Annotated in this window: 21 protein-coding genes; 7 read left to right on the top strand and 14 right to left on the bottom strand. The window is 63.6% G+C overall.

Features of this window, described 5'->3' with window-relative positions:
* Nucleotides 1–2 precede the first annotated feature (2 nt).
* The 8 genes from gspE to PFZ56_RS24290 form a co-directional block, all read right to left on the bottom strand.
* Nucleotides 3–1,496 carry a type II secretion system ATPase GspE gene (gene gspE / locus PFZ56_RS24325; RefSeq protein ID WP_102881625.1) on the bottom strand — a complete coding sequence of 498 codons (1,494 nt, stop codon included), beginning with the start codon at nucleotides 1,494–1,496 and terminating at the stop codon, nucleotides 3–5.
* Nucleotides 1,493–3,412, bottom strand: a complete 1,920-nt coding sequence (gspD, locus tag PFZ56_RS24320; RefSeq protein ID WP_170003125.1) for a type II secretion system secretin GspD — start codon at nucleotides 3,410–3,412, stop codon at nucleotides 1,493–1,495. Before gspD ends, gspE begins: the two co-directional genes overlap by 4 nt.
* A complete protein-coding gene (locus tag PFZ56_RS24315) occupies nucleotides 3,409–3,957 on the bottom strand; it encodes a type II secretion system protein N (protein WP_110596061.1) in 549 nt (182 codons plus the stop codon). Before PFZ56_RS24315 ends, gspD begins: the two co-directional genes overlap by 4 nt.
* A gap of 146 nt (nucleotides 3,958–4,103) precedes the next feature.
* Nucleotides 4,104–5,657, bottom strand: a complete 1,554-nt coding sequence (gene gbpA / locus PFZ56_RS24310; protein ID WP_170003127.1) for an N-acetylglucosamine-binding protein GbpA — start codon at nucleotides 5,655–5,657, stop codon at nucleotides 4,104–4,106.
* 317 nt (nucleotides 5,658–5,974) lie between these two features.
* Entirely contained in the window at nucleotides 5,975–7,531 is a 1,557-nt protein-coding gene (gbpA, locus tag PFZ56_RS24305; protein WP_102881621.1) for an N-acetylglucosamine-binding protein GbpA, read from the bottom strand.
* A 215-nt stretch (nucleotides 7,532–7,746) separates the two neighbouring features.
* On the bottom strand, nucleotides 7,747–11,382 hold the full coding sequence (locus PFZ56_RS24300; protein ID WP_170003129.1) for an ATP-binding protein: 3,636 nt from the start codon (nucleotides 11,380–11,382) through the stop codon (nucleotides 7,747–7,749).
* 32 nt (nucleotides 11,383–11,414) lie between these two features.
* Nucleotides 11,415–12,056 carry a response regulator transcription factor gene (locus tag PFZ56_RS24295; RefSeq protein WP_102881619.1) on the bottom strand — a complete coding sequence of 214 codons (642 nt, stop codon included), beginning with the start codon at nucleotides 12,054–12,056 and terminating at the stop codon, nucleotides 11,415–11,417.
* Between the two features lie 302 nt (nucleotides 12,057–12,358).
* The gene (locus PFZ56_RS24290; protein ID WP_102881618.1) at nucleotides 12,359–12,796 is read right to left on the bottom strand and encodes an Lrp/AsnC family transcriptional regulator; all 438 of its coding nucleotides are present in this window, start codon (nucleotides 12,794–12,796) and stop codon (nucleotides 12,359–12,361) included.
* A gap of 132 nt (nucleotides 12,797–12,928) precedes the next feature.
* Here PFZ56_RS24290 and PFZ56_RS24285 point away from each other — a divergent pair, with 132 nt between their 5' ends.
* Together PFZ56_RS24285 and PFZ56_RS24280 are read left to right on the top strand one after the other, a co-directional pair.
* On the top strand, nucleotides 12,929–13,822 hold the full coding sequence (locus PFZ56_RS24285; RefSeq protein ID WP_170003131.1) for a DMT family transporter: 894 nt from the start codon (nucleotides 12,929–12,931) through the stop codon (nucleotides 13,820–13,822).
* A 135-nt stretch (nucleotides 13,823–13,957) separates the two neighbouring features.
* On the top strand, nucleotides 13,958–14,932 hold the full coding sequence (locus PFZ56_RS24280; protein ID WP_170003133.1) for a Dyp-type peroxidase: 975 nt from the start codon (nucleotides 13,958–13,960) through the stop codon (nucleotides 14,930–14,932).
* A gap of 56 nt (nucleotides 14,933–14,988) precedes the next feature.
* Here PFZ56_RS24280 and PFZ56_RS24275 read toward each other — a convergent pair whose 3' ends face one another.
* The 5 genes from PFZ56_RS24275 to PFZ56_RS24255 form a co-directional block, all read right to left on the bottom strand.
* Nucleotides 14,989–15,144 carry a DUF2474 domain-containing protein gene (locus PFZ56_RS24275; protein WP_170003135.1) on the bottom strand — a complete coding sequence of 52 codons (156 nt, stop codon included), beginning with the start codon at nucleotides 15,142–15,144 and terminating at the stop codon, nucleotides 14,989–14,991.
* On the bottom strand, nucleotides 15,137–15,277 hold the full coding sequence (locus PFZ56_RS24270) for a hypothetical protein (protein WP_170003137.1): 141 nt from the start codon (nucleotides 15,275–15,277) through the stop codon (nucleotides 15,137–15,139). Before PFZ56_RS24270 ends, PFZ56_RS24275 begins: the two co-directional genes overlap by 8 nt.
* On the bottom strand, nucleotides 15,264–16,280 hold the full coding sequence (gene cydB, locus PFZ56_RS24265) for a cytochrome d ubiquinol oxidase subunit II (RefSeq protein WP_102881614.1): 1,017 nt from the start codon (nucleotides 16,278–16,280) through the stop codon (nucleotides 15,264–15,266). The genes PFZ56_RS24270 and cydB overlap by 14 nt, the downstream gene beginning before the upstream one ends.
* Nucleotides 16,281–16,296: 16 nt before the next feature.
* Complete coding sequence (locus PFZ56_RS24260; protein ID WP_170003139.1) at nucleotides 16,297–17,718, bottom strand: cytochrome ubiquinol oxidase subunit I; 1,422 nt, start codon at nucleotides 17,716–17,718, stop codon at nucleotides 16,297–16,299.
* Nucleotides 17,719–17,850: 132 nt separating this feature from the next.
* Nucleotides 17,851–20,175: an FdhF/YdeP family oxidoreductase gene (locus tag PFZ56_RS24255; protein WP_170003141.1), complete on the bottom strand. Its 2,325-nt coding sequence runs from the start codon at nucleotides 20,173–20,175 to the stop codon at nucleotides 17,851–17,853.
* A gap of 457 nt (nucleotides 20,176–20,632) precedes the next feature.
* On the opposite strand from PFZ56_RS24255, the gene moaA reads away from it, so the two are divergent.
* The 5 genes from moaA to moaE are packed head-to-tail and all read left to right on the top strand — an operon-like array spanning nucleotide 20,633 to nucleotide 23,795.
* Complete coding sequence (gene moaA, locus PFZ56_RS24250) at nucleotides 20,633–21,631, top strand: GTP 3',8-cyclase MoaA (protein WP_170003143.1); 999 nt, start codon at nucleotides 20,633–20,635, stop codon at nucleotides 21,629–21,631.
* 45 nt (nucleotides 21,632–21,676) lie between these two features.
* Entirely contained in the window at nucleotides 21,677–22,576 is a 900-nt protein-coding gene (locus PFZ56_RS24245; protein ID WP_102881610.1) for a bestrophin family protein, read from the top strand.
* A 26-nt stretch (nucleotides 22,577–22,602) separates the two neighbouring features.
* Nucleotides 22,603–23,085, top strand: a complete 483-nt coding sequence (moaC, locus tag PFZ56_RS24240) for a cyclic pyranopterin monophosphate synthase MoaC (RefSeq protein ID WP_102881609.1) — start codon at nucleotides 22,603–22,605, stop codon at nucleotides 23,083–23,085.
* Nucleotides 23,082–23,333 carry a MoaD/ThiS family protein gene (locus tag PFZ56_RS24235; protein ID WP_102864824.1) on the top strand — a complete coding sequence of 84 codons (252 nt, stop codon included), beginning with the start codon at nucleotides 23,082–23,084 and terminating at the stop codon, nucleotides 23,331–23,333. The genes moaC and PFZ56_RS24235 overlap by 4 nt, the downstream gene beginning before the upstream one ends.
* Before the next feature lie 3 nt (nucleotides 23,334–23,336).
* A complete protein-coding gene (gene moaE, locus PFZ56_RS24230) occupies nucleotides 23,337–23,795 on the top strand; it encodes a molybdopterin synthase catalytic subunit MoaE (protein ID WP_102881608.1) in 459 nt (152 codons plus the stop codon).
* Between the two features lie 88 nt (nucleotides 23,796–23,883).
* Here the strand turns inward: moaE and fdhD are convergent, their stop codons facing one another.
* Nucleotides 23,884–24,711 carry a formate dehydrogenase accessory sulfurtransferase FdhD gene (gene fdhD / locus PFZ56_RS24225; protein WP_170003145.1) on the bottom strand — a complete coding sequence of 276 codons (828 nt, stop codon included), beginning with the start codon at nucleotides 24,709–24,711 and terminating at the stop codon, nucleotides 23,884–23,886.
* Nucleotides 24,712–24,757 lie beyond the last annotated feature (46 nt).

Here is a 24,757-nt window from a genome sequence, read left to right as displayed (position 1 = left end):
GATCAGTCCCTCTGGGTCACGCGTAGCAGTTCTTCCAGGCTGGTCTGCCCTTGCAACACCATGGCCTGGCCGTCGTCGAACAGGCTGGCGCTGTGCTTGCGTGCATGCTCCAGCAGTTCGTACTCGCCGGCGCCGGTGTGGATCAACTGGCGCAAGGTGTCGTCGAACAGCACCAGTTCATAGATGCCCCGGCGCCCGCGATACCCCGAGTGCTGGCAGGCGCTGCAGCCTTTGGGTCGGTACAACTGCGGCGCGGCGTCGGCGCTCAGCCCCAGGCGTTCGCAGGCGGCGGCATCGGCGCTGTGGGGCTCCTTGCACTCCGGGCACAGCAGGCGCACCAGGCGCTGGGACAATACCCCCAGCAGCGAGGTGCAGAGCAGGAAGGGTTCGATGCCCATGTCCACCAACCGGGTCACCGCGCCGATGGCGCTGTTGGTGTGCAGGGTCGAGAGCACCAGGTGCCCGGTGAGGGAAGCCTGCACGGCAATTTCCGCGGTTTCGCGGTCGCGGATCTCGCCCACCATCACCACGTCCGGGTCCTGACGCAGGATGGCCCGCAAGCCCCGGGCGAAAGTCATGTCGACCTTGGCGTTGACCTGGGTCTGGCCGATCCCGGTGAGGTGGTACTCCACCGGGTCCTCGATGGTCAGGATGTTGCGCTCCAGGCTGTTGAGGCTGGCCAGCCCGGCATACAGCGTGGTGGTCTTGCCGGAGCCGGTGGGGCCGGTGACCAGGAGAATGCCGTGGGGTTTGTGCAGGGCGATTTCCAGGCGCTGGCGCACCGTCTCATTCATCCCCAGGTGGCTCAGATTTAGGCGCCCGGCCTGTTTGTCCAGGAGGCGCATCACCACCCGTTCGCCATGACTGGAGGGCAGGGTAGAGACCCGCACATCCACCTCGTGGCCGGCGATGCGCAAGGCGATCCGACCGTCCTGAGGGATGCGCTTCTCGGCGATGTCCAGCTTGGCCATGACCTTGATCCGCGACACCAGCAGGGTCGCCAGCTCGCGGCGCGGGCGCAGCACTTCACGCAGCAGGCCGTCGACCCGCAGGCGCACCGACAGGTGTTCTTCGAAGGCTTCCAGGTGCACGTCGGAGGCCTTGCTCTTGACCGCCTCGCTGAGGATCGCGTTGATCAGGCGGATGATCGGCGCGTCATCTTCCTGTTCCAGCAGGTCGGTGGTCTTGGGCAGTTGCTCGGCCAGGCTGTTGAGATCGAACTCTTCGTCGAACTGTTCGCCCAGGCCGTCGGCCACCTGCTTGGCGCCGTTCTGCCCGTCGCGGTAGTGAGCGGCCAGGCGCTGGGCGAAGGCCTCGTCGTCCAGCACCTCGCTGCGCAGCAGCGCACCGTTGAAGCGGCGCACTTCGGCCACCACCGACAACGGCGTACTGGCGCGGCAATACAGCACCGCGCCGTCCGGCTGATGGTCCAGCACCACACCGTGGCGGCGCGCGTAGGCAAAGGCCAGACGCGCGTCTTCGGCTGTGGCGATCATGGTTGCCGCTGGGCGCCGGGGGCGCGCATGTCGATCAGGCCCGCATCGCCCTGGCGGTTGGCGTCGAACAGGCGGTTGGCGTCAGCAGGCAACTGGCCGCCGGTCTTGCCGTCCGGGCTGCGCAGCGAGCGCATGTTGTTGTACTTGTGCTGGCTCATCTGCTCGGTGCTGGCGGCGTTGCGCAGCAGGGTCGGACGCAGGAATACCATCAGGTTGGTCTTCTCGTTGACTTCCTTGCTGCTGCTGAACAGACGGCCAACCCAGGGAATGTCCCCCAGCAGCGGCACCTTGCTGACCTGGACCTTGACGTTGTCCTTGATCAGCCCGCCGAGGACGATGATCTGCCCGTCGTTGGCCAGGATGGTGCTCTTGACCGAGCGCTTGTTGGTGATCACGTCGCTGGTGTTGATGCCTGGCGGCGCGGCGGCCAGTTCGGAGCTTTCCTGTTCGACATTCAGGCGCAGGAAGTTGCCTTCATTGATATGCGGCGTGACCTTGAGGGTGATCCCCACATCCTTGCGCTCCACCGTGGTGAAGGGGTTGCTGGCACCGGCGGTGTCGGTGGTGTAGGAGCCGGTCTGGAACGGCACGTTCTGGCCGACGAGGATTTCCGCCGCTTCGTTGTCCAGGGTCAGCAGGCTCGGGGTGGACAGCAGGTTGTTGTTGGAGTCGCTGGACAGGGCGGTGATCAGCGCGCCGAAGTTGCTGCCGCCGATGCCGATGATCGCGCCATCGGGCAGGTTCGGGCGCTTTTCGTCCTGCAGGCTGTTGAGCAGGGTGCCGATGGACAGGCCAGCGCTGTTGAAGTTGGCAGCGGCGGACAGCTTGCCGCGGTTGCCGGCCCATTGCACGCCCAGGGCCTGGTTGATGTCGCCGCTGACTTCGACGATTGCCGCTTCTACCAGCACCTGGGCCCGGGGCCGGTCCAGCTCGTTGATGATGCTTTCGAAGGTCGCCAGCTGGGCCGGCGAGGCCATCAGCACCAGGGCGTTCTGGCTGGTGTCGGCGCTGACCAGCACCGGGCTGTCGGGCTTCTGGCTGTCGCCGCTACGGTTGCCGGATTCCATGCGCTTGCCAATGCCGCTGAGCAGTTCTTCGAGCTTCTTCGCATCGCTGTGGTTGAGGCGGCGTACCCGCGCGGTGTCGCCGACATTGGTCGGCACATCCAGGCTTTGCGCCAGACGCTGCATCTGCTGACGGATCGGCGCCGGGCCCACCAGGATCAGGCGGTTGCTGCGCGAGTCGCCAATGGCCTTGGCGCTGGTCATCGCACTGTTGCTGTCGGCCAGGCTGTCGGTCAGGGTCTTGGCCACTTCGGTGGCCCAGGCATGCTTGAGCTGCACGATGCTGAACTGACGGCCACCGGCGTTATCCAGCTCGTTGATCACCATACGCACCCGCTCGACGTTGTTGGCGCTGTCGGAAATCACCAGGGCGTTGGAGGTGGTGGAAGGTGCCATGTAGGCGTCCGCGGCCACCAGCGGGCGCACCGCGCTGGCCACTTCGCTGGCGTTGGCGTTGTTCAGTTCGATGACCTGGGTCACGAACTCTTCGCTGGCGCCGCTGGGCTCGGCGTGGGCCTTGGTCTTGGCTTCGGCCACCGGCAGGATCAGCACCCGGTCGCCCTGGTCCATGGCGACAAAACCCTGGCTGCGCAGGGCGGTGAGAAACAGCGAGTAGATGCCCTGCTGATCCATGGCGGTGCTGGACTGCACCGTGACCTTGCCGTTCAGGCGCGGGTCCAGAATCATCGTCTTGCCGGTGATCTGGCCCACTTCGTTGACCAGGTCGCGCAGCTCGGCGTCCTTCATGTTCAGGGTCCATTGCTGGGCCGCGGTGGTTTTTTCCGTGGCGTACACGGGATTGATCAGGGTGCCCAGGGTCAGCAGGGACCCGGCGATAAATGCTCGATTCATGATGCTCCAGGGGGTTGCAGAGACGGTTGCAGCAGGCTCCCGCTGCCTGGCTGTGGATGGGGTTGGGCCGCGGCGGCGTCCTGGTCCTGCGGGGTCAGCAATAGCGTTTCGTGCTGGGGCAGGCTCAGGATCAGTTCCTCGCCAAAGCGTTGCACCCGCACTTGGTCGGTGCCGATCTGGCGCAGGCTGCCACCGCCGGGCAGGGGCTCGCCGATGCCATAGAAGCGGCGGCCTTCGGGCGATTCGATCAGGGCCCGGGACTGTTCCGGTTGCCCGGCCACCAGGCTGGCCACCAGGTTCAGCGGCACCCGGGGCAGGTCGCTGGAATGCTCCGGCAATTGCACGCCGAACAGCCGGGCGATGGCTTGCGGGTCGGGCTGGGCCCGGGGCGTCGGCGGCGCGACGGAGGGCGCCTGCAGGCTCGCCGGGTTCAGGCTTTGCCGGAACTGCCAGCTGCTGTAGGCCAGCCAAGTCAGCCAGGCCGCCAGAAACGACAAGGCGCCGACCAGCAGGCCAGCGCGAAGTGAGAGGCGAAGGGCGCTCATAAGCACATGCGCCTGGGCAGGTTTTCACCCTGCCAGTGCAGCAGCACATGGGTTCTTGAATAGGGGGTTGAGCTCATGGGGGGGCTTGACCGCTAACAAGGAGCGTGGCGCCGTGGCGCCACGCTCGGGTGGTTGACGCGATTGAGTTACTTGACGTTCCAGGCCGACTGCCAGGCGAAACCTACGCCCGGCTCGTAGGCATTGGCGCTGCTGGTCCACTGGGTGCACCAGCCGGCGACGGCGCCTGGCTTGCACTCATAGGTCTTGCCGTCCTTGGGTTGCAGCACCACGGTGCCGGCCTTGTAGGATTTCAGGCCATTGGGGAACACGTAGTCGTACTTGGCGCCGCCTTCACCGCCGTTTCCGCCTTCGTTGCCACCTTCACCACCGCCGGCTTCGGCCTTGAGGGTGAAGCGGGCGCCATCTTGCAGCACTTCACCTTTCTTCGAGGTGGCCACGACCACCAGGTCGTAGACCCCGGGGCTGACATTGTTCAGCGGGATGGAGAAGTGCGGGGTGTTGCCGGCCGGCGCTTGCTGGAAGGTCACGCTTTCGCCTTTGGCGTTGAGCACGGTGGCCTTCACGGTGTAGTCGCCGCCCTTGGCGATGGCGTTGAAGTGCAGTTCGGTCTTGCCGTCTTTCAGGGTGTATTCGGTCTGCATGCCGGTGATGGACAGCTGGCCCGGTTTGGCGGCCTGTTCCTTGTCGATCATCACGTTGACGATGTCGCTGCCTTTCTTGACCAGGATTTCGTTCCTGCCGAAATTCGGCACCACTTCGTCCTTGTCGTTGAGCAGGCCCATCTGGTAGCCCTGCTTGGCGGCATTGACCTTCTTCGCCAGCGCGTGCGGCCAGACGTCGGCCTTGGCCAGTTCGGCGCTGTCGATGTTCAGCACCACTTGCTTGGCGTTGAGCTCGCCCTGTGCGTTGAAGACGCGAGTCTTGACCTTGTCGCCGATGCTCAGGGCTTCAGGTTGTACCGCGCCCACGGTGTTCCAGTTCGACGGGATGACCTCGCCATTGTCGATGTTCAGGTCGACCACGCTGTAGAAAGTGGCGTCGGTGTCGTTGACTTTCCAGGTGGCCAGCAGCACGTGGTAACCGGAGCGGTCAGACGGGATGTTCACGGTGTGATGGGTTTCGCCGTTGGCCGGGGCCGGGACGGTGCCAGACGGCCATGGCTGATCCAGCAGTGGGGTCATTTCGAACGAGTCGCGGGTCAGCGGCTGGTTCGGATTCCAGTCTTTTTTGGTGATGTAGAACTGCCAGTAGCGGGTGGCGTGACCGGCTTTGTAGTGCCAGGTGAAGTTCTGCGGGCCCGGCTTGATGGTGGTCTTGGCCCAGCGGGTAGCACTCTGCTCGTTGATCGGGGAGAAGCGCACCAGGCCGCCGGCGGCGATGGTGCCGTCGGCCGGGCCGCATACCTTGAAGTCGCCGGTGCAGGCCTGGGCGTTGCTTGGAAAGTGCTCGAGATCGTTACGGCCAGGCACGCCGATGTACTCGGTGCTTTGTGGTTCGTACATCACCGGGCCGCAGTTGACGTTCAGTCTGCCGCCATCGGAATGGCACATGAAGGCGCGGGACTTGGGGCTCTCGATATAACCGTGGGCGGAGGCTTGCTGGGCGGCCAGTCCCGCCGTCGCCATGGCGATGACGATTGGCAGCTTGAGGAAGGAGCGAGTCCGGTTGGAGTTGATCATGGTGTATGCCTTGAGCAATTAAAAAATGAGTGTTGAAGCGCTGCGAGGGGCCGGTGATGGGGCACAGGGACACCCGTGATGTCCGCTGCTCCGGCAGCCTTGCCAGCGAGCACAGGCTACGTGCTGCTCCAGGGTGTTCACATGGGACGAGTACGAGAGTCGGAAGGCTCTAGAACAGGTTTTTTGCCGGATCTGGCGAGGGCTGGCGCGGCACGTCGAGTGAGCCTTTGCGGCCTTGCGCACGCGAGCCGACGGGAAAAAAAATGAGCGTGACGCTTGCGCGTCACGCCCCAAGGAGCAACTGGGGAGTTGCAGGATTACTGGCGGGTCCAGGCCATTTCCCAGTGAGAACCGATGCCCGGCTCGTAGTGAGTCGCGCCGGCCTTCCACTGCACGCAGTAGCCGCTATAAGGGAACGGCTTGCACTGGTAGGTCTTGCCGTCCTTGGGTTGCAGCACCCGTGTGCCGGCCTTGTAGGCCTTCAAGCCCTCAGGGAACACGTGGTCGTACTTGGCCGGGGTCTCGGGGGTGGTGCCGCCATCATTGCCGCCACCGCCCGGGGTTTCCTCGACCACCGGCTCGGCCTTGAGGTTGAAGCTGATGGTCTGTTGCAGCAGCTCGCCTTTCTTCGACGTGGCCAGCACCACCAGATCGTACTGGCCCGCTGTCAGGCCTTTGAGCGCGAGGCTGAAGTGCGGCGCATTGTTGCCACTGTCGGCTTGCTGGTGAGCGACGGTTTCACCCTTGGCATTGAGCACGCTGGCGGTGATGGTGAAGTCGCCGTTCAGAGCGATGGCGTTGAAGTGCAGGTCGACCTTGCCGTCCTTGAGGCTGTACTCGGACTGCATGCCGGTGACCTTGAGTTCGCCCGGCTTGGCGGCTTGTTCCTTGGCGATCAGCACGCTGTTGATGTCACTGTTCTTGTCGACAAAGATGCTGTTCTTGCCGAACTGCGGCACCACCTGGTCTTTGTCGTTGAGCTCACCGATCTGATAGCCGAGCTTGGCCCGGTTGACCTTCTCGGCCAGGGCCTTGGGCCAGATGCTGTCCTTGGCCAGTTCGGCGCTGTCGATGTTCAGGGTGACCTGCTTGGCCGACAGTTCGCCCTGGTCGTTGAACACCCGGGTCATGACCTTGTCGCCGATGCTCAGGGCCTGGGGTTGAACGGCACCGATGTTCTTCCAGTTCGAAGGCGCGACTTCGCTGTTCTCGATGTTCACGTCCACCACCTGATAGAAGGTGTTGGTGTTGTCGCCCACCATCCAGGTGCCGAGGACGATGTGGTAGCCGCTGCGGTCGGCCGGAATGTTGACCTTGTGGCTGGTGGTGCCGCCGGTCTTGGTCGGCAGGGTGTTGTTCCAGTTGTCGGTCAGCAGTGGCACCGGTTCGAACGAGTCGCGGGTCAGCGGCTGGTTGGGATTCCAGTCTTTCTTGGTGATGTAGAACTGCCAGTTACGGGTGGCGTGCACCGCGGTGTAGCGCCAGTCGAAGGTGTTCAGTCCGGGCTTGATGTTGACCTTGGTCCAGCGGTTGGCGGTCTGTTCGTTGAGGCCGGCGAAGTTGCGCAGGCCACCGGCGGCAATGGTGCCATCTGCGGGGCCGCACTTGGTGAACTCGCCGTGGCAGGCCTGGGCGGTGCTCGGGTAGCCGTCGCGGCTGCCGTTGGCCAGGTATTCGACGCTCTGCGGCTCGTAGGTCACGCCGCCGCAGTTGCTGTTCAGGTTGCCACCCAGGTTGCTGCACATGAAGGCGCGGGATTTCGGTTTTTCGATGTAACCGTGCGCCGCCGCCTGTTGCGCGCTGAGTGCCGCCAGGCCGATGGCCATCGCCAGCGGAAGCTTGAGGAATGAATGGAGGGTATGCCGCGTGATCATCGATTGTTCCCTGATTGGACGTTATTGGATTCAACAAGCAATCGAGAGCTGGCGTAGCGACTCACCGGGAGTCTGGCGCCATTGACTGTCAGTGCTCGAAAGCCGGCGCAAGGTTAGGCAGGCGGGGGCGGCGGTTGAATGAGACAAGTACGAGAATGGCGGCAGTGCCGGGCCGGGGCGCGCAGCCCGGCGCCCCGGCGTCCGCCTCAGGGAGGCTAGCCCTGGACCTGGGGTGTCTGGGGCAGAGGCGGGCTGTCGGCGTCGGGCGCTTCGCGCAGGCTGGCCAGCTGCTTGCGGGCCTCTTCGTAAACCTGCTCCATGGCGTTGAGCAGCGCTTGCTGGCAGTTGCGCACGGACGGCAGATGGGTCACGTCGACCTTTCTCAGGGCGTCGCAGGTTCTGGCCATGTCCTGCGCGTTGATCAGGCAGGCCACGCCGCTCAGGCGATGGGTCAGGTCGTTGATCAGGTGCGGGGTATTGGCCAGGACGCAGGTGCGCAGTTCGGCGATTTCCTGCTGCAGGTTCTTGGTCAGTTCGTTGAGGATGCGCCGATGCAGGGTCGGACTGTTTTCCCCCAGGTCCCTGAGGTGGTCGATGTCGAAGGCGCGCACCCGCTCTTCGCCGGCGCCGGTGTGGCTGCCCAGCACTTCCTGCAGCCGGGCCAGGGTCACGGGCTTGATCATCAGATCGTTCATCCCGGCGTTGGAGCACTGGGTCGCTTCGTTGCTCAGGGCGCTGGCGGTGTAGCCGACGATCAGGCGCGGCGGGGCACCGCTCTGTTGTTCGGCTTCACGCACCGCACGGGCCAGGCTGTAGCCGTCCATGCCCGGCATGTTGCAGTCACTGATCAACACGTCGTAGTGGCGGTGGCGCAGTAACTGCAGGGCTTCTTCGCCACTGCTGACGTGTTCTGCAACGTGGCCGATGCGCTCCAGCTGCAGGGTCAGCACCAGGCCATTGGTGGAGACGTCGTCCACCACCAGCACCCGCAAGGCTTTGCCGGTGATTGGTTTCACCTCCGGTTGTTCCGCCACTTCCGCGTTCGCCGTCTGCCAGCTCACGGGCAGTTCGACGTGAATGCAGCAGCCTTGTCCGGGTTCGCTTTCCAGCCAGATGCGGCCCCCCATCAATTGCACCAGCTGATGGCAGATGCTCAGGCCCAGTCCCGAGCCGCCGTACAGGTGTGCCGTGCGCGCGGTGGCCTGGCGGTAGGGCTCGAAAATCCCCGCCTGATTGGCCAGGGGAATGCCGATGCCGGTATCGCGAACACTCAGGGTCAGCAGGCTGTTGCTGTCCTGTACATGGGTTTCGCGCAGGGTGACCTGGATGTGGCCGCGGTCGGTGAACTTCAAGGCATTGCTCAAGAGGTTGTGCAGAATCTGCTGCAGGCGTAGCGAGTCTACCCAGTACAGCCGGTTGGGGCTGGCCTGATAGTCGAAGTTCAGTTGCAGGCGTTTCTCCCGGGCCTGCACGGCAAACAGCCCGAGACCGTTGGCCAAGAGGGGTTCCAGGGCGGTGGGGTGGGGCGCTAGTTGCATCAGGCCACTCTCTATTTTGTCCAGATCCAGGATGTTGCCGATCAGGTCGATCATCGAGGTCGCCGATTGCTGGGCAACCCGCAGATTGTGCGAGGGCGCCTGGCTGGCGCTGGTCTCCAGTTCCAGCAGACCGACCAGGGCATTGAGCGGGGTGCGCAGTTCGTGGCTCATGGAGGCGAGGAACTCGCTTTTGGCGGCACTGGCTTTTTGCGCAACCTGCTTGGCCTCGCGCAATTTGAGTTCCAGGTTCTTGCGCTCGGAGATGTCCAGCCAGCCCCCCAGCAACCCTTGCAGGACTCCGCGCGCGTTGTAGAACGGCACCAGCCATTGGTACAGGCAGAATTGCTGCTCGTTGATCCACAGGCTGGTGTCGAGAAAGCGGGGCCGGTGATTGGCCAGCAGCAGTTGATGCTCCTCTTGCAGCACCTCGGCGAACTCGCGCGGCATGTTCGGCTGCTCGGTGGGCAGGCAGCCCTCGACCTGTTCCTGGGAGGTGGCGAAGAACTCTTCATAGGCGCGGTTGCAGGTGCTCAACCGACCGTCCAGGTCGCAGACATACAGCGGTGTCGGCAGGCCATTGAGCAGGGAGAACTGAAACGCCAGCTTGTCCTGCAGGCGGGTCTGCGCGCAGATGGTTTCCCGCACCTGGATCTTCAGGCGCCAGTTCCAGATCAGCGACAGCACGAAGATGATCAGGATCACCACACCCACATGCCAGGCCTGCTCGACGACCCAGCTCCAGAGCGCGGTGCTGGAGTGTTGTTCGGCGATCAGTTGGATGTCGCTTTGCGGATTCCTGGCCATGGAATCGAGCAGCTTGTCGAGCACGCTCAGCAACTCTCTGGAACCTGGGGCCACGGCAAAGCGATGGGGGGCGGGCAGGGCGTCGAAGGCCAGGCCGAACTGCAGCCCGGAACCGGACAACGCCTCGGTGCCCACCGGGGTATCCAGGGTGGCGTCGACCTCACGTTGCAGCACCAGGTTCAGGGCCTGGCGATGATCGTCGGTGAGCACCAGATGGATATCCGGGTAACGCTGTTTCAGGTGTTCGAGCAGCGGGTGGTTGCGCGGCAGCGCCAGGTGTCGCCCCAGCATGGCGTCCAGGGAACTGGGGGAGCTGTCGCCATGGCGCACCACAAAGGCCCAGTTGCGAGTGCCGTAGCTCTGGCTCAGGCCGATGCCCCGGGCATTGTCGGGCAGACCCAGGTCGCGGGTGGTCAGGTCGGCGTTGCCGGCGGCCAGTTGTTCCAGGTCATCGGTCCTGGAGCGACTGGGCAGGATGTTGAGTTGCAGGCGAAACGAGTCGGCCAGGGTGCGCAGGATATCGATGCTCAGTCCGGCCCATTGGCCCTCGGCATTGCGGTAGATGTAGGGCGGCGCTTCTTCCACCAACAGATTGATCTGCCGGTGCGCGGTGAGCCAGCTCAGTTCGCTGGGGGTCAGGGAAAACGACTCGGTCGGCGCGAAGGGAAAGGGCTCCTGGCTCGACTGGTTCTGGATCTGGCGCTTGTGCTCCTCGGGAATGGCGTTGAGCACGTAGTCGATCAGTGCCCGCAGGGTGGCATCCTCGCGTCGCACGGCGAAGGCGAAGCCGGCGTCGGGCAATTGCGCAGAAAACTTGCTGTGCAGCCGCAGATCCGGGCGGGCCTGCATGTACAGGGTGGTGCGGAAGCGGTCGCTGATAAAGGCGTCGGCCTGTTTGCCCGCCAGTTGCTCAAGGGCCAGGGCGGTGGTGTGCACGCCGCTGACGTCGGCCCGTGGATAGGTCTTTCTGACGGTCTTGAGGTCCAGGTAGTTGTCCAGTACCAGCACCCGCTTGTCTTCCAGGTCCGGTGGCAGGCTCTTGTCGTTGATGCGCCCGACAATGATCGGCTGGTTGTTCAGGTACGCACGGCTGAGGGACAGGCCGGGGGTCCGTGCTTCAAGCGCGGTGGCCCGTGGCAGCAGGTCGATACGGTGTTCGAGCAGGGCTCGGATCGCGTCCTGGGGCGAGGCCAGTTCGACGTACTCAAAGCGCAGGTCAAGCTGCTTGCCGATGAGCTTGAGGTACTCGTCGGAGATCACTTTGAGCACCTGGTTGCCGGCACTTTCCAGAGGCCGCTCAGGGGGCACGATGGTTGCTACCCGCAGCACCTTGTGGGGCAGGGCGCTGCGCATGTCCAGCAGTCGGGTCAACGACGGGTTGCCAGGCTCTTGCGACGTGGCGCAGTGCGCGGGCAGGCTGAAAAACAGGCTGACCAGCACCATGAAGCTGAACAGCAGGCAGACACGTATCAGCCTCCAGAACTGGGGGGGGCGGGAAATCAGGGGCATAGGGGGGAAGCTCCAGAATTTTTCAGGACAGCTCAGCTCAGGCCGTGTTCCTGGATGTACAGAAACAGGCTGGCCGAGGTGTCCAGGCCTAGCTTGCGCATGGCGCTGCTCTTTTGCGTGCTGATGGTCTGTTTGCTGCGGCACAAGTGTTGGGCGATGGCGCCGATGCTCATGCCGGTGCCGTACAGACGCAGCACCTCGATCTCTCTGGCCGACAACTGCTCGGGCTGCAGCAGCGGCTTGCCATGCAAGGCGGTGCTGGTGTCCAGCAGATGCTGGATCGACGGCGACACGAAAGGTGCCCGCGGGTGGGCGGCAATCGCCTTGGGCAGGTCGTTGAGCAAACCGCGCTTGCTCACCAAGCCTTGGATTCCGAGCTTGAGCAGGCTGCTGATCAGCGCCGGGTTGTCGAGCATGGTGATCACCACGATGGCCAACTCCGGGTAGCGTGAACGCAGTCGCCTGATCAGACGAATCCCATCCACCTGATCGCCGCCGGGCATCATCAGGTCGGTCAGCAGCAGGTCGCAAGGCTGGCGCTGCAGGTTTTCCAACAAGGCTTCCACGCTGTGGGCCTGGGCAACGATTTCCAGTTCGGCGCGGTTTTCCAGCAGGGTATGAATCCCAATCAGGGTCAAGGGATGGTCATCGGCTATCTGGACGCGGATCGGCATGGGTTCTTGTACTCGGCTTTTCGACAGGCATGAGCCCACAACAATGCGCAGCTTCCGCAAAGGAGCAGGCATTTTGCTAGTGGGGTCGTCAGAGGATTCGCAGGGTATCACTGAAATTGACGCCAAAAAGACGTCTGGGGGATTTTAAGAATCGTCTTATGTCTGATGGGAAGCTTTCTGAAAAGCGGCCTAGAAGTCGGGTAGGTTTTTGTAAGAAACGCCTCTAGAACGGCCGCTCCAGAGGGAAATTTCTTGCTTGTTCCAGGGGCTTTTTCTGGGGTGAAGACGCCCAATTCACGGTCTTAATCCAGGGGTGGCAAACGCCGCTTGATCGGCGATTTCTTGATGATCGCGGTGTTGGTTTCGGCGAAATGGTTGAGGCGGTCCAGCAGGCTGTCCAGCTGTTCCATGGAGCGCACTTGAAGGCGGGCGATAAAGCAGTCGTCACCGGTGACCTTGTCGCATTCGGTGAACTCGGCAATCGCCAGGATCTGCCGTTCCACTTCCTGCAGTTTGCCCGGCAAGGGGCGAATGCGGACGATAGCCTGCAACTGGTAGCCCAGAAGTTTTGGATCGATCTCCAGGGTATAAGCGCTGATCACGCCGCGTTCTTCCAATCTTTTCAAGCGCTCGGCAACGCTGGGGGCGGATAGCCCGCTGATCTGCGCCAGGGCCTTGAGGGAGCGGCGGGAGTCCTGCATCAGGGCACTGATCAGTGCCTGGTCGATGGCATCAAGCATGGCGATCTCGTTAGGTAGGATGGCTGTTTTGCCTTGATAAAAAAGGCCTTGATTGAGTCTAGCCTAGGTTTTGAACTGGCGATGGGCTGGTTGCGCTGGGCATAATTTGGCCACTGTTAGAGGAGATTGATGATGGATGCACTGACGCGCCGCGGCTCGCTGGAAATGACCGCCGCCATGCTGATTTCCGGAACCATCGGCTGGTTCGTCCTGGTGTCCGGGCAACCGGTGCTGGACGTGGTGTTCTGGCGTTGCCTGTTCGGCGCCGGGACTTTGCTACTTATTTGTGGCGCTTTCGGTTTTCTTCGTAAGAACATTCTGACCAGGCGTGCGCTGATCCTGGCGGTGCTCAGCGGCGTGGCCATTGTCGGTAACTGGGTGCTGTTGTTCGGCTCCTATTCCCGAGCCTCGATCGCCATCGGCACCGCGGTGTACAACGTCCAGCCTTTTATCCTGGTGGCCCTGGGGGCGCTGTTCCTGGGGGAGAAGATCACCCCGCAGAAGCTGTTCTGGCTGTGCCTGTCCTTTGCCGGAATGCTGGCCATCGTCAGCGCCCACGGCACCCAGGGCGAAACCGGCAACGACTACCTGCTGGGCATCGCCCTGGCCCTGGGCGCGGCCTTGCTGTACGCCTTTGCCGCGCTGCTGATCAAGCGCCTGAGCGGCACGCCGCCGCACCTGATCGCGCTGATCCAGGTGTGCACCGGGGTTCTGTTGCTGGCGCCCTGGGCCAACCTCGGCGCACCGCCCCAGCAGGCCACGGCCTGGGCCAGCCTGCTGACCCTGGGCATCGTGCATACCGGGGTGATGTACGTGCTGTTGTATGGGGCGATCCAGAAGTTGCCGACGGCGTTGACCGGGGCCTTGTCCTTCATCTATCCGATTGCGGCGATCTTCGTCGACTGGCTGGCCTTCGGTCATCGCCTGGGCCTGCTGCAATGGGTGGGCGTCGGCGCGATTCTGCTGGCCGCCGCCGGCATGCAGCAGGGCTGGACCCTCAAGCGTCGGCGCAGCGTTTTGCAATGAGCGCGGGGGGCGCTGGGCGGGGGCCTGCAAAGGGTTTCACGCCAGCCTTCCAGCGGCAGCAAGCGCCCTCGCCACGGCCACAATCTGCTATTTTCCTGTCGGTGATTTTTCCGACCGCAGCCTGTGGAAGCCATAATGACCCAGCCTTACTCCCTGGCCGAGCGCAAGCCCGAGCCGCAAGCCATCTGCAACCCCATCACCCGTAGCGCCATCTTTATCGTCGCCACCCTGGCCCCCGGCGCCAGCGCGGCGAAAACCGTGCGTGAGTGGTGCGCCGATGTCGCCGCCCTGACCCGTTCGGTGGGCAAGCGCGTGCCGGGGGGCAATCTGTCCTGTGTCTGCGGTTTTGGCTCCAGTGCCTGGGACCGGTTGTTCGGCGGCCCGCGTCCGGCTGCGTTGCACGCTTTCCGTGAAGTGGGCGTGGAAGGGCGCCGCGCGCCATCCACCCCGGGCGACCTGCTGCTGCACATCCGCGCCGAGCAGATGGACCTGTGCTTCGAACTGGCCACGCAACTGCTCAAGCCTCTGGGGGATGCGGTCAAGGTGGTGGACGAGGTCCAGGGCTTTCGTTATTTCGACATGCGCAGCATGGTCGGCTTCGTCGACGGCACCGAGAACCCGGAAGGCCGCGAGGCCGTGGATTTCACCCTGATCGGCGATGAGGACCCGCCGTTCTGCAATGGCAGCTACGTGCTGGTGCAGAAGTACCTGCACAACATGGCGGCCTGGAACGAACTGACGGTGGAGGCTCAGGAACGCATCATCGGCCGCACCAAGCTGGCGGATATCGAGCTGGATGATTCAGTCAAACCCAGCTGTTCCCACAGCTCCCTGACCACCCTGGAAGAGAACGGCGAGGAAGTGAAGATCCTGCGCGACAACATGCCCTTTGGCCGTCCGGGCGCCGGGGAATTCGGCACCTACTTCATCGGCTACGCCCGCTCGCCACGGCCGGTGGAGCAGATGCTGGAGAACATGTTCGTCGGTCGCCCGGCGGGCAACTACGATCGCCTGCTGGATTTCAGTACGGCGGTCACCGGCGGGCTGTTCTTCGTGCCATCTGCCGATCTGCTGGAAGACCTGGCCGAGCGCGCTGCAGCCGACCAGTAAACGGCAAAACCCCGGCCCGTTGCTGCGAGTCGGGGTTCCAGGCGTTATACCCATCCTCAGTGGCTGTGCATTCCGGCGGCCTGCATCAGCAGCCGCAACAGGCCGGCCACCAGCCCCAGGCCGATCACACTGGCCAGCCAGATGCCGAGCATCCACAGCAGGCGCTGCCAGCCGGGTGCCGGTTGCGCAGATTGGGTCGTGACCTTATCCATGAGCCAGCTCCAGCATCAGTGCACCGCTGCAGGCGAGCATCAGCACCAGGCCAAAGAACAGCAGACTCAACTGCGCCACTTGCCGGTGCCAGGGCTGGCTGGTCAGGGACTTTGCTCGATCAATGGTAGCCATCGCCAATCCTCACTTTGCCGCGGAACACGTAGTAGCTCCAGCAGGTGTACATCAGGATGATCGGCAGGATGAACAGGGTGCCGATCAGGATGAACAACTGGCTGGACAGGGGCGATGCCGCGTCCCACAGGCTGATGGACGGCGGCACGATGTTCGGCCAGATGCTGAACGCCAGGCCGATGTAGCCGAGGAACACCAGCACCAGGGTGAACACGAAGGGCCAGTGGGAATGATGCTGGCGCAAGGTGCCCAGCAGTCCGCACAACGCCAGCAGGCCCAGCACCAGCAGCGCACTGAAGATCACGATATGGGCATGGCTGAACCAGCGGGTGGCAATCTCCGGGTGCAGCAGCGGGGTCCAGACGCACAACACCGCCACCACGGCCATCAGCGCGAACGCCAGAGGCCGGGTGTAGTGGCGCATGCGCGCTTCGAGCATGCCTTCGGTCTTGACCAGCAGCCAGGTGCTGCCCAGCAGCGCATAGGCCACGATCAGACCCAGGCCGCAGAACAGCGGGAAGGGCGCCAGCCAGTCCAGGGAACCGCCGGCGAACTGGCGATTGACCACCGGGATGCCGGAAATGTAAGTGCCGATCACGATGCCCTGGCACAGGGTCGCCAGCAGCGAGCCGCCGATAAAGGCCCAGTCCCAGATGTGGCGTTTTTGCGGGCTGGCCTTGAAGCGGAACTCGAAGGCCACGCCGCGGAAGATCAGCCCCGCCAGCATGAAGATCAGCGGCAGGTACAGGGCTTCGAGAATCACCGAGTAGGCCAGGGGAAAGGCACCGTACAGCGCTGCGCCACCGAGGATCAGCCAGGTCTCGTTACCGTCCCAGACCGGGGCTACGGTGTTCATCATCACGTCCCGTTCCCGGGCATCGGGGATCAGCGGGAAGAGAATCCCCAGCCCCAGGTCGAAGCCGTCCATGATCACGTACATCATCACCCCGAAGGCAATGATCACGCCCCAGATCAACGACAGGTCTATGCCTTGAATCGTCATGTCGATATCCCTTGTTTCAGTGGTGGTGGTCGCTGGACGCAAAGGTCTCGGCGATGGCGGACAGTGGACGGCGCGGCGTTGGCTCCTGGCCGACAGGGTGGGTCGGCGGGTGCTCGTGGTGGGGCTGCGGGCCCTTGCGCACCAGCTTCATCATGTAGCCTATGCCCACCGCGAACACCGAGAAGTAGATCACCACGAACAGCGCCAGGGAGATGCTCAGTTGGGTCACGCTGTGGTTGGACGCGGCGTCGCTGGTGCGCAGCAGGCCGTACACCACCCAGGGCTGGCGCCCGACTTCGGTGGTGATCCAGCCCGCCAGCATGGCGATCAGGCCGGTGGGGCCCATCCACAGCACCAGGCGCAGGAACAGGCGGTTGCGGTACAGCGCGCCGTTACGCCGCAACAGCAGGCCCAGCACCCCGGTGAGGATCATCAACATGCCGAGCCCGGCCATGATGCGGAAGCTGAAGAACACGATGGCCGAGTTGGGACGGTCTTCCTTGGGGAAGCTCTTGAGTGCAGGGATCTGTTTGTCCAGGCTGTGGGTCAGGATCAGGCTGCCCAGGTAGGGCACTTCCACGGCGTAGTCGGTTTTTTCGCCGTCCATGTTGGGAATGCCGAACAGCACCAGGGGCGAGGGTTCGCTGCCGTGGTTTTCCCAGTGGCCTTCGATGGCGGCGATTTTTGCCGGTTGATGTTCCAGGGTGTTGAGGCCGTGGGCGTCACCGACCACCGCCTGGATCGGCGCCACGATCAGCGCCATCCACAGCGCCATGGACAACATCTTGCGTACTGGCGGCGTGTTGTTGCCCCGCAGCAGGTGCCAGGCGGCGCTTGATCCGACGAAGAACGCCGTGGCGACGAACGCAGCAATCGCCATGTGCGCCAGGCGGAAGGGGAACGACGGGTTGAAGACGATCGCCAGCCAGTCCATGGGCATGATCCGCCCATCGACGATGGAGAAGCCCTGGGGCGTCTGCATCCAGCTGTTGGAGGCGAGAATCCAGAAGGTCGAGATCAGGGTGCCGATGGCCACCATCACCGTGGCGAAGAAGTGCAGCCCGCGGCCGACCCGGTTCCAGCCGAACAGCATGACCCCGAGAAAGCCCGCTTCAAGGAAGAACGCGGTCAGCACCTCATAGGTCAGCAGCGGCCCGGTGATGCTCCCGGCAAAGTCCGAGAAGCGGCTCCAGTTGGTGCCGAACTCATAAGCCATGACCAGCCCGGAGACCACGCCCATGCCGAAGTTGACGGCGAAGATCTTCGACCAGAAGTGATACAGGTCCTTGTAAGTGCTGTTGTGGGTCTTGAGCCACAGCCCTTCGAGCACCGCCAGGAAACTGGCCAGGCCGATGGTGATGGCGGGAAAGATGATGTGGAACGAGACCGTGAACGCGAACTGGATGCGTGCAAGGTCGAGCGCCTGTAGATGAAACATGACGATACCCTCGTAATGGCTTGATGCCCGAGCAGGCACTGCGCGGCCGTCGCGAACCCGTGGGCTCGTGGCGGGGGCAGGGGTACTGCACAGGTAAAGGCTGGGGTGGCGATCGCACCGCCCCAGGCTGGGTCACACGCCGACGGACTGGATCAGGTTGCTGGCCGCAGCCGGCTCCAGGCGGATGGCGATGAACTTGGAGGTCGGCGTGTAGGTGCGGTCGCCATAGCTTTCCAGGGGCACCAGGGGGTTGGTTTCCGGGTAGTAGGCGGCGGACTGGCCGGTGGGAATGTCGTAGGCGATCAGGGTGAAACCGCTGACCCGACGCTCCCGACCGTCGTCCCACAGCGAGACGATGTCGACCTTCTGCCCCGGCTCGAAACCCAGCTGGCGAATGTCCTGTTCGTTGGCGAACAGCACCTCGCGCATGCCGTAGACCCCGCGATAGCGGTCATCCAGGCCATACAGGGTGGTGTTGTACTGGTCGTGGGAACGCATGGTCTGCAGGATCAGGTCCGGCTTGACCTTGAGCTTGCGCACCCCGGCACTGATCAGGTGCTCGGGCAGCACGCTGGGGATGAAGCGCGCCTTGCCGGTGGCGGTGTTCCAGCGCCGCTGGGTGGCGTCGTTGCCCAGGTGGAAACCGCCGGGGTGCAGCAGCTTGAGATTGAAGTCCTCGAACCCCGGGATGGTGTCGGCGATCAGGTCGCGGATGCGTCCGTAGTCTTCGATGGTCCACAGCCAGTCGATGGGGTGCTGGCCCAGGGTGGCGTTGGCGATCCCGGCGATGATCGCCGGTTCCGAGCGCAGGTGCGGCGACTTGGGTTTCAGTTGGCCATGGGAGATGTGCACCATGCTGAAGGTGTCTTCCACGGTGATGCCTTGGGGGCCATTGGCCTGGATATCGATATCGGTGCGGCCCAGGCACGGCAGGATCAGCGCCTCGCGACCGGTCACCAGATGGCTGCGGTTGAGCTTGGTGGCAATGTGCACAGTGAGCTCGCAGTTGCGCAGGGCGGCGTGGGTGCGCGGGGTGTCCGGGGTGGCCTGGGCGAAGTTGCCCCCCAGGCCGATGAACACCTTGGCCCGGCCCTGTTCCATGGCCGAGATCGCCATCACTGTGTTGTGCCCGTGCTCCCGTGGCGGCTTGAAGCCAAAGCGCGTTTCCAGGGCATCCAGCAGCTCGGTGGGCGCCAGTTCGTTGATGCCCATGGTGCGGTCGCCCTGCACGTTGCTGTGGCCGCGCACCGGCGACAGGCCGGCGCCGGGGCGGCCGATATTGCCCCGCAGCAACAGCACGTTGATCACTTCCTGGATGGTCGGCACCGAATGGGTGTGCTGGGTCAGGCCCATGGCCCAGCACATGATTGCGCGCTTGGCCTTGCGGTACATGCGCGCCGCCAGCTCGATGTCGGCCAGCGTCAGCCCGGACTGCTCGACGATGTGGTTCCAGGACGTGGCATCGACCTCGGCCAGGTAGCTGTCCAGGCCCGAGGTGTGCTCGGCGATAAAGGCCCGGTCGAACACCGCTTCGCCATTGTTGGCCAGGGCCTCGCGCTCCCAGCGCAGGAGGAACTTGGCGATGCCGCGAAAGGCCGCCATGTCGCCGCCCAGGGCCGGGCGGAAGTAGGCCGAGGAGGTGGGCTCGGAGCCGTTGGTGAGCATCTCCAGCGGGTGCTGCGGATGCTGGAAGCGTTCCAGGCCGCGCTCCTTGAGCGGGTTGAAGCAGATCACCTGGGCACCGCGTTTCACCGCCTCGCGCAGCGGCTCCAGCATCCGTGGGTGGTTGGTGCCGGGGTTCTGGCCGATGACGAAGATCGCGTCGGCTTCTTCAAGGTCATGGAACACTACCGTGCCCTTGCCCACGCCAACGCTTTCGAACATGCCCACGGCACTGGCCTCGTGGCACATGTTCGAGCAGTCGGGAAAGTTGTTGGTGCCATAGGCGCGCACGAACAGCTGATACAGGTACGCCGCCTCGTTGCTGGCCCGGCCCGAAGTGTAGAACTCCGCCTGGTTCGGCGAGTCCAGCCCTTTGAGGTGGCTGGCGATCAGCTCGAAGGCTTCGTCCCAGGTGGTTTCCACATAGCGGTCCTGGGTGGCGTCGTAGCGCATCGGGTGGGTCAGGCGGCCCTGGTATTCGAGCCAGTAGTCGCTCTGCGCGGCCAGGGCCGAGACCGTGTATTTGTTGAAGAAGGCCGGGTTCACCAGGCGCCCGGTGGCTTCCCAGTTGACCGCCTTGGCGCCGTTCTCGCAGAACTTGACCATGCCGTTTTCCGGCGACTCGCCCCAGGCGCAGCCCGGGCAGTCGAAGCCGCCGTTCTGGTTGGTCTTGAGCATGGCACGGATGTTCTTGAAGGCGTTTTCACTGCCCAGCCAGTTCCTGGTCACCGCGATCAGTGCCCCCCAACCGGCGGCCGCCCCCTTGTAGGGTTTATATCGATCAACTTCGCTCATGATATTTCTCCAATACAGCGCACGCAGGCAACCGCCCGACGTTGAATCAATGTCAGTGATTGTTTTACTGCACAGGCTAAATGCGGTTTTGTGGTGAAGCCGTTTAAGTTCGGATCTGTTTGGGGCAACGGAGTCACTTATAGGGCCCGTTTCATGGGCCACGAATAAAGCCTATTCGGCGCCTGTATGGGCTGTCTAATCGCAATTAATGACCGGCTGATCGAAAGCCTCTATCACGAATTAAAAGTCATGATAATCAATGATTTGAGTTGAACTGCTGTTGCTGATTGCGGGCGGTTTTTTCGTTGATAGAGTGCATCGATCAATCAGTCGTAAATAGCGATTGGACGCAACTTTTAATTGCTCTTAGTCTTGCCGGCAACAACTCCTTAACGGTCGTTTTTGGCCGAGAACTACAACTAAGACCTATAAGTCGAATCCGTCGAAAGAGGCTGTTATGTCAGATCAAGTATTGGTGGATGGCTTTGCTCGACGGGTCGACTATTTACGTATGTCGGTGACCGATCGTTGCGATTTTCGTTGCGTGTATTGCATGGCCGAGGACATGCAGTTTCTGCCGCGCCAACGCATCCTGACCCTGGAAGAGCTGTACCAGCTGGCGCAGCGTTTCGTCGCCCTGGGTACGCGCAAGATCCGCCTCACCGGTGGCGAGCCGCTGATCCGTCCCGGGGTGGTGCAACTGTGCGAGCGCATCGGGCAATTGTCGGGGCTGCGGGAGCTGTGCATGACCACCAATGGCTCGCAACTGGGCAAGCTGGCAGCGCCGCTGTTCGAGGCCGGGGTCAAGCGCCTGAACATCAGCCTCGACAGCCTGGACCCGAAGCTGTTTCGCCAACTGACCCGCACCGGAGACCTGGCCCAGGTCATCGCCGGCATCGATGCGGCCAACGCTGCGGGTTTTGCGCGCACCAAGCTCAACTGCGTGGTGATGAAAGGGCGCAACGACCAGGAGATCAACGAACTGGTGGCGTTCGCCATCGACCGCAGCCTGGACCTCTCGTTTATCGAGGAGATGCCCCTGGGCAGCATCAGCGAGCACAGCCGCAGCGATGCGTTCTTTTCCAGCGCCCAGGTCCGTGAGCGGATCGCCGAGCGCTACACCCTGATGGAGTCCGCCGAGTCGACCCAGGGGCCGTCGCGCTACTGGCGCCTGGCCGAGGCGCCGCAGATCCGCCTGGGCTTCATCTCACCCCATAGCCACAACTTCTGCGGCACCTGCAACCGCGTACGGCTGACAGTGGAAGGGCGCTTGCTGCTGTGCCTGGGCAACGAACACTCGGTGGACCTCAAGGCCGTGCTGCGCGCCCATCCCGGCGACGCCGAGCGCCTGCAGCGGGCCATTGTCGAGGCGATGAAGCTCAAGCCCTATCGCCACCATTTCGAGCTCAACGACGAGGTCCAGGTGGTGCGTTTCATGAACATGACCGGCGGCTGATCGGTCCGCCATCTCCGCCTTCTTTGCTTTACAGGCCGTGCCCCGATGATCGTCAGATCCAAACCCAACCTGATCAGCGTGCTGATCTCCCTCAAGGGCTCGATTGCCAAGCGCATCGCCCTGCGCAGTCTGCTGGTGACCCTGCTGGCCTCGGCCATCGTGCTGATCGAAACCCTGCACCCGGCATACTTTTCCAAGGTCAATGCCACGCCTTTCACCTTGCTCGGGCTGTCGCTGTCGATCTTCATGAGCTTTCGCAACAACGCCTGTTACGACCGCTGGTACGAAGGGCGCAAGGCCCTGGGCGCGGTGCTCACCGAGGTGCGCTCGCTGATCCGCGAAACCCAGGTGCTCGGCGATGCCCAGGCCCGCAGCAGCATCCTGCGGGACCTGTGCGGTTTCGCCCACGCCCTCAAGGCCCGGCTGCGCCAGGAAGACGAGCTCAGCGCGGCAGGCACCTGGCTCAGCCATTGGCCGGCGGCCCGGACGCCGAACCTGCCGGACAGCATCCTGCGCCAGGTGTCGCGCCAGTGCTCGGCCCTGGCGACTTCGGGCGTGATCAGCGAGTGGCGCTACCTGCTGATCGCCAATCTGCTGTCCGGGATCACCGCCGCGCAAACCACCTGCGAGCGGATCAAGGGCACGCCGCTGCCGTTCCCCTACACCTTGCTGCTGCACCGCACCAGCTACATGTTCTGCATCCTCTTGCCCTTTGCCATGGCCGAGCCCCTGGGCTGGCTGACGCCGATCTTCACCGCCATCGTCAGTTACACCTTCTTTGGCCTGGACGCCATTGGCGACGAGCTGGAAGACCCCTTTGGCCACGACGAGAACGACCTGCCGATGGACGCCCTGGTGCGCACCCTCGAACGCGAGATTCTCGACGCCCTGGGGGCCACTGAACTGCCGCCGGCCCTGGTGCCGGTGGACTATGTCCTGAGCTGATCCACTGTCTTTATCCGAGGTTGCACATGAACGAACTCACTCACCTGGACGCCCAGGGCCGGGCCAGCATGGTGGATGTCACCTGCAAGGCCGCAACCGAGCGCGAAGCCCAGGCCCAGGCCTGGGTGCGCATGCTCCCGGCGACCCTGCAACTGATCCAGGACAACGGCCATCCCAAGGGCGACGTGTTCGCCGTGGCGCGCATCGCCGGGATCATGGCGGCGAAGAAGACCTACGAACTGATTCCCCTGTGTCATCCGCTGCTGCTCAGCGGCATCCGCGTCGAACTGCAAGCGCTGCCGCCGGACCGGGTACGGATCACCACCTGCTGCCGGCTCAACGGCGCCACCGGGGTCGAGCTGGAAGCCATGACCGCCGCCAGCGTGGCGGCGCTGACGATCTACGACATGTGCAAGGCGGTGGACCGGAGCATGGTCATCGAGGGCCTGCAACTGCTGAAGAAGCAGGGCGGCAAATCAGGGCTGTTCATCGCTGGAGAAACGCAATGATTCTGGTCAATTACTTTGCCCGCTACCGCGAACAGCTGGGCAGCGGCGGCGAGAAACTGCCCCTGGACGCCGACCTGCACACCGTCGATGACGTGCGCCAGTTGCTGATGGCCCGGGGTGAAACCTGGGCCACGGTGCTGGGGGAAAGCAGCCTGATGTGCGCGCTGAACCAGGACCTGTGCAAGCTCGATGCGGTCATCGAGGACTTCGATGAAATCGCCTTCTTTCCTCAAGTGACCGGGGGCTGAGGCATGAGCGTTCAGGTGCAGACCCAGGCCTTCAACCTTGATCAACTCAGCGCCGGCCTGCAGGCCGGCGATAGCCGTGTCGGCGCGGTGGTGACCTTTGTCGGTTATGTGCGCGACCTCAACCTGGGGGAGGCGGTACAGAGCTTGTACCTGGAACACTACCCGGGCATGACCGAGCGCTCGCTGCAGGGCATCGTGCAACAGGCCCGGGAGCGTTGGCCGCTGAACCGGGTGAGCCTGGTGCATCGGGTAGGGTTGCTGCAGGTGGGCGAGCCCATCGTCTTTGTCGGCGTGGCCAGTGCCCACCGGCAAGCCGCATTCGAGGCCTGCGCCTTCATCATGGATTACCTCAAGACCCGCGCCCCGTTCTGGAAGCGCGAAGTCACCCCCGGCGGCGAACGCTGGATCGACGGACGCGAGAGCGACCGGCGGGCTGCCGAACGTTGGGTTGCAGAACGTTGAGCGGCAGAACGTTGAGCTTATGCCGGTGAGTGAGGCTTGAGGGAAGGTGGGGAACAACGCCGGATGCCTGTCATCCGGCGTTGTGCATTTACACCGGGCTGTAGATCCGCGGGGCGTTGCGGTGGGGCACGTGAATCAGGTTCAGGTGGTGCTTGTTGGCCCATTGCACGGTCAGTGCGGTAGGCGCGGAGAGGCTGACCAGGGTGCCGAGACGGGCGCGCACGGCCTTGTGGATCAACTCCAGGCTGCAGCGGCTGGTGACCACGGTGAAGCCCTGGCGGCCATCGATCCCGGCGTTCAGCAGGGCGCCGATCAGCTTGTCCAGGGCGTTGTGGCGGCCGATGTCTTCCTGGCACAGGCGCACTTCACCCTGTTCATCGACGTACAGCGCCGCGTGCAGGGCACCGCTGCTGCGGGCCATGTGCTGGGCCTGTTCGATGCGCTCGCGCAGGCCTTGCAGATGCTCGGCGGGGGGCAGCGGCGAAGGTTCGAGGCTCTGCAGTTGCGGCAGCGCCTGTTCCAGGGCTTCCACGCCGCATAACCCGCAGCCGCTGGTTCCGGCCATTTGCCGGCGATGGTCCTTGAGGGCCCAGAAGGCCCGGCTGGAAATCTGCACATCGGCCTGGCAGGCCTGGGGAAAGTGGCTCAGGCGGATGTCGTAGATTTCGCTGAGGTCGCTGACGATGTCGTTGGTGATGCTGAAGCCGCGAATGAAATCCTCCAGGTTGCCGGGAGACACCATCATCACCGCCTGGCTCAGGCCGTTGTAGGTGATGGCCAGGGCAATCTCCGCGGCCAGCGGCGCCTCGGCCACTCCGCCCTCGGGGCTGTATTCGCGATAGGTCACGCGCTGCGGCGCGGGGGCCGGTGCATTGGCCTCGGGCTGTTGCTCCGTTTGTTCGATACGGCAAACCATGACGACACCTCAATACAGTCGATTCACTCCGGGGCACGCTGGCTCC

Source organism: Pseudomonas danubii (genome assembly GCF_042980055.1).
Lineage (GTDB): Bacteria > Pseudomonadota > Gammaproteobacteria > Pseudomonadales > Pseudomonadaceae > Aquipseudomonas > Aquipseudomonas danubii.
The sequence above is the reverse complement of the archived record's forward strand: the minus strand, read 5'-3'. Positions and strand labels throughout refer to the sequence as shown.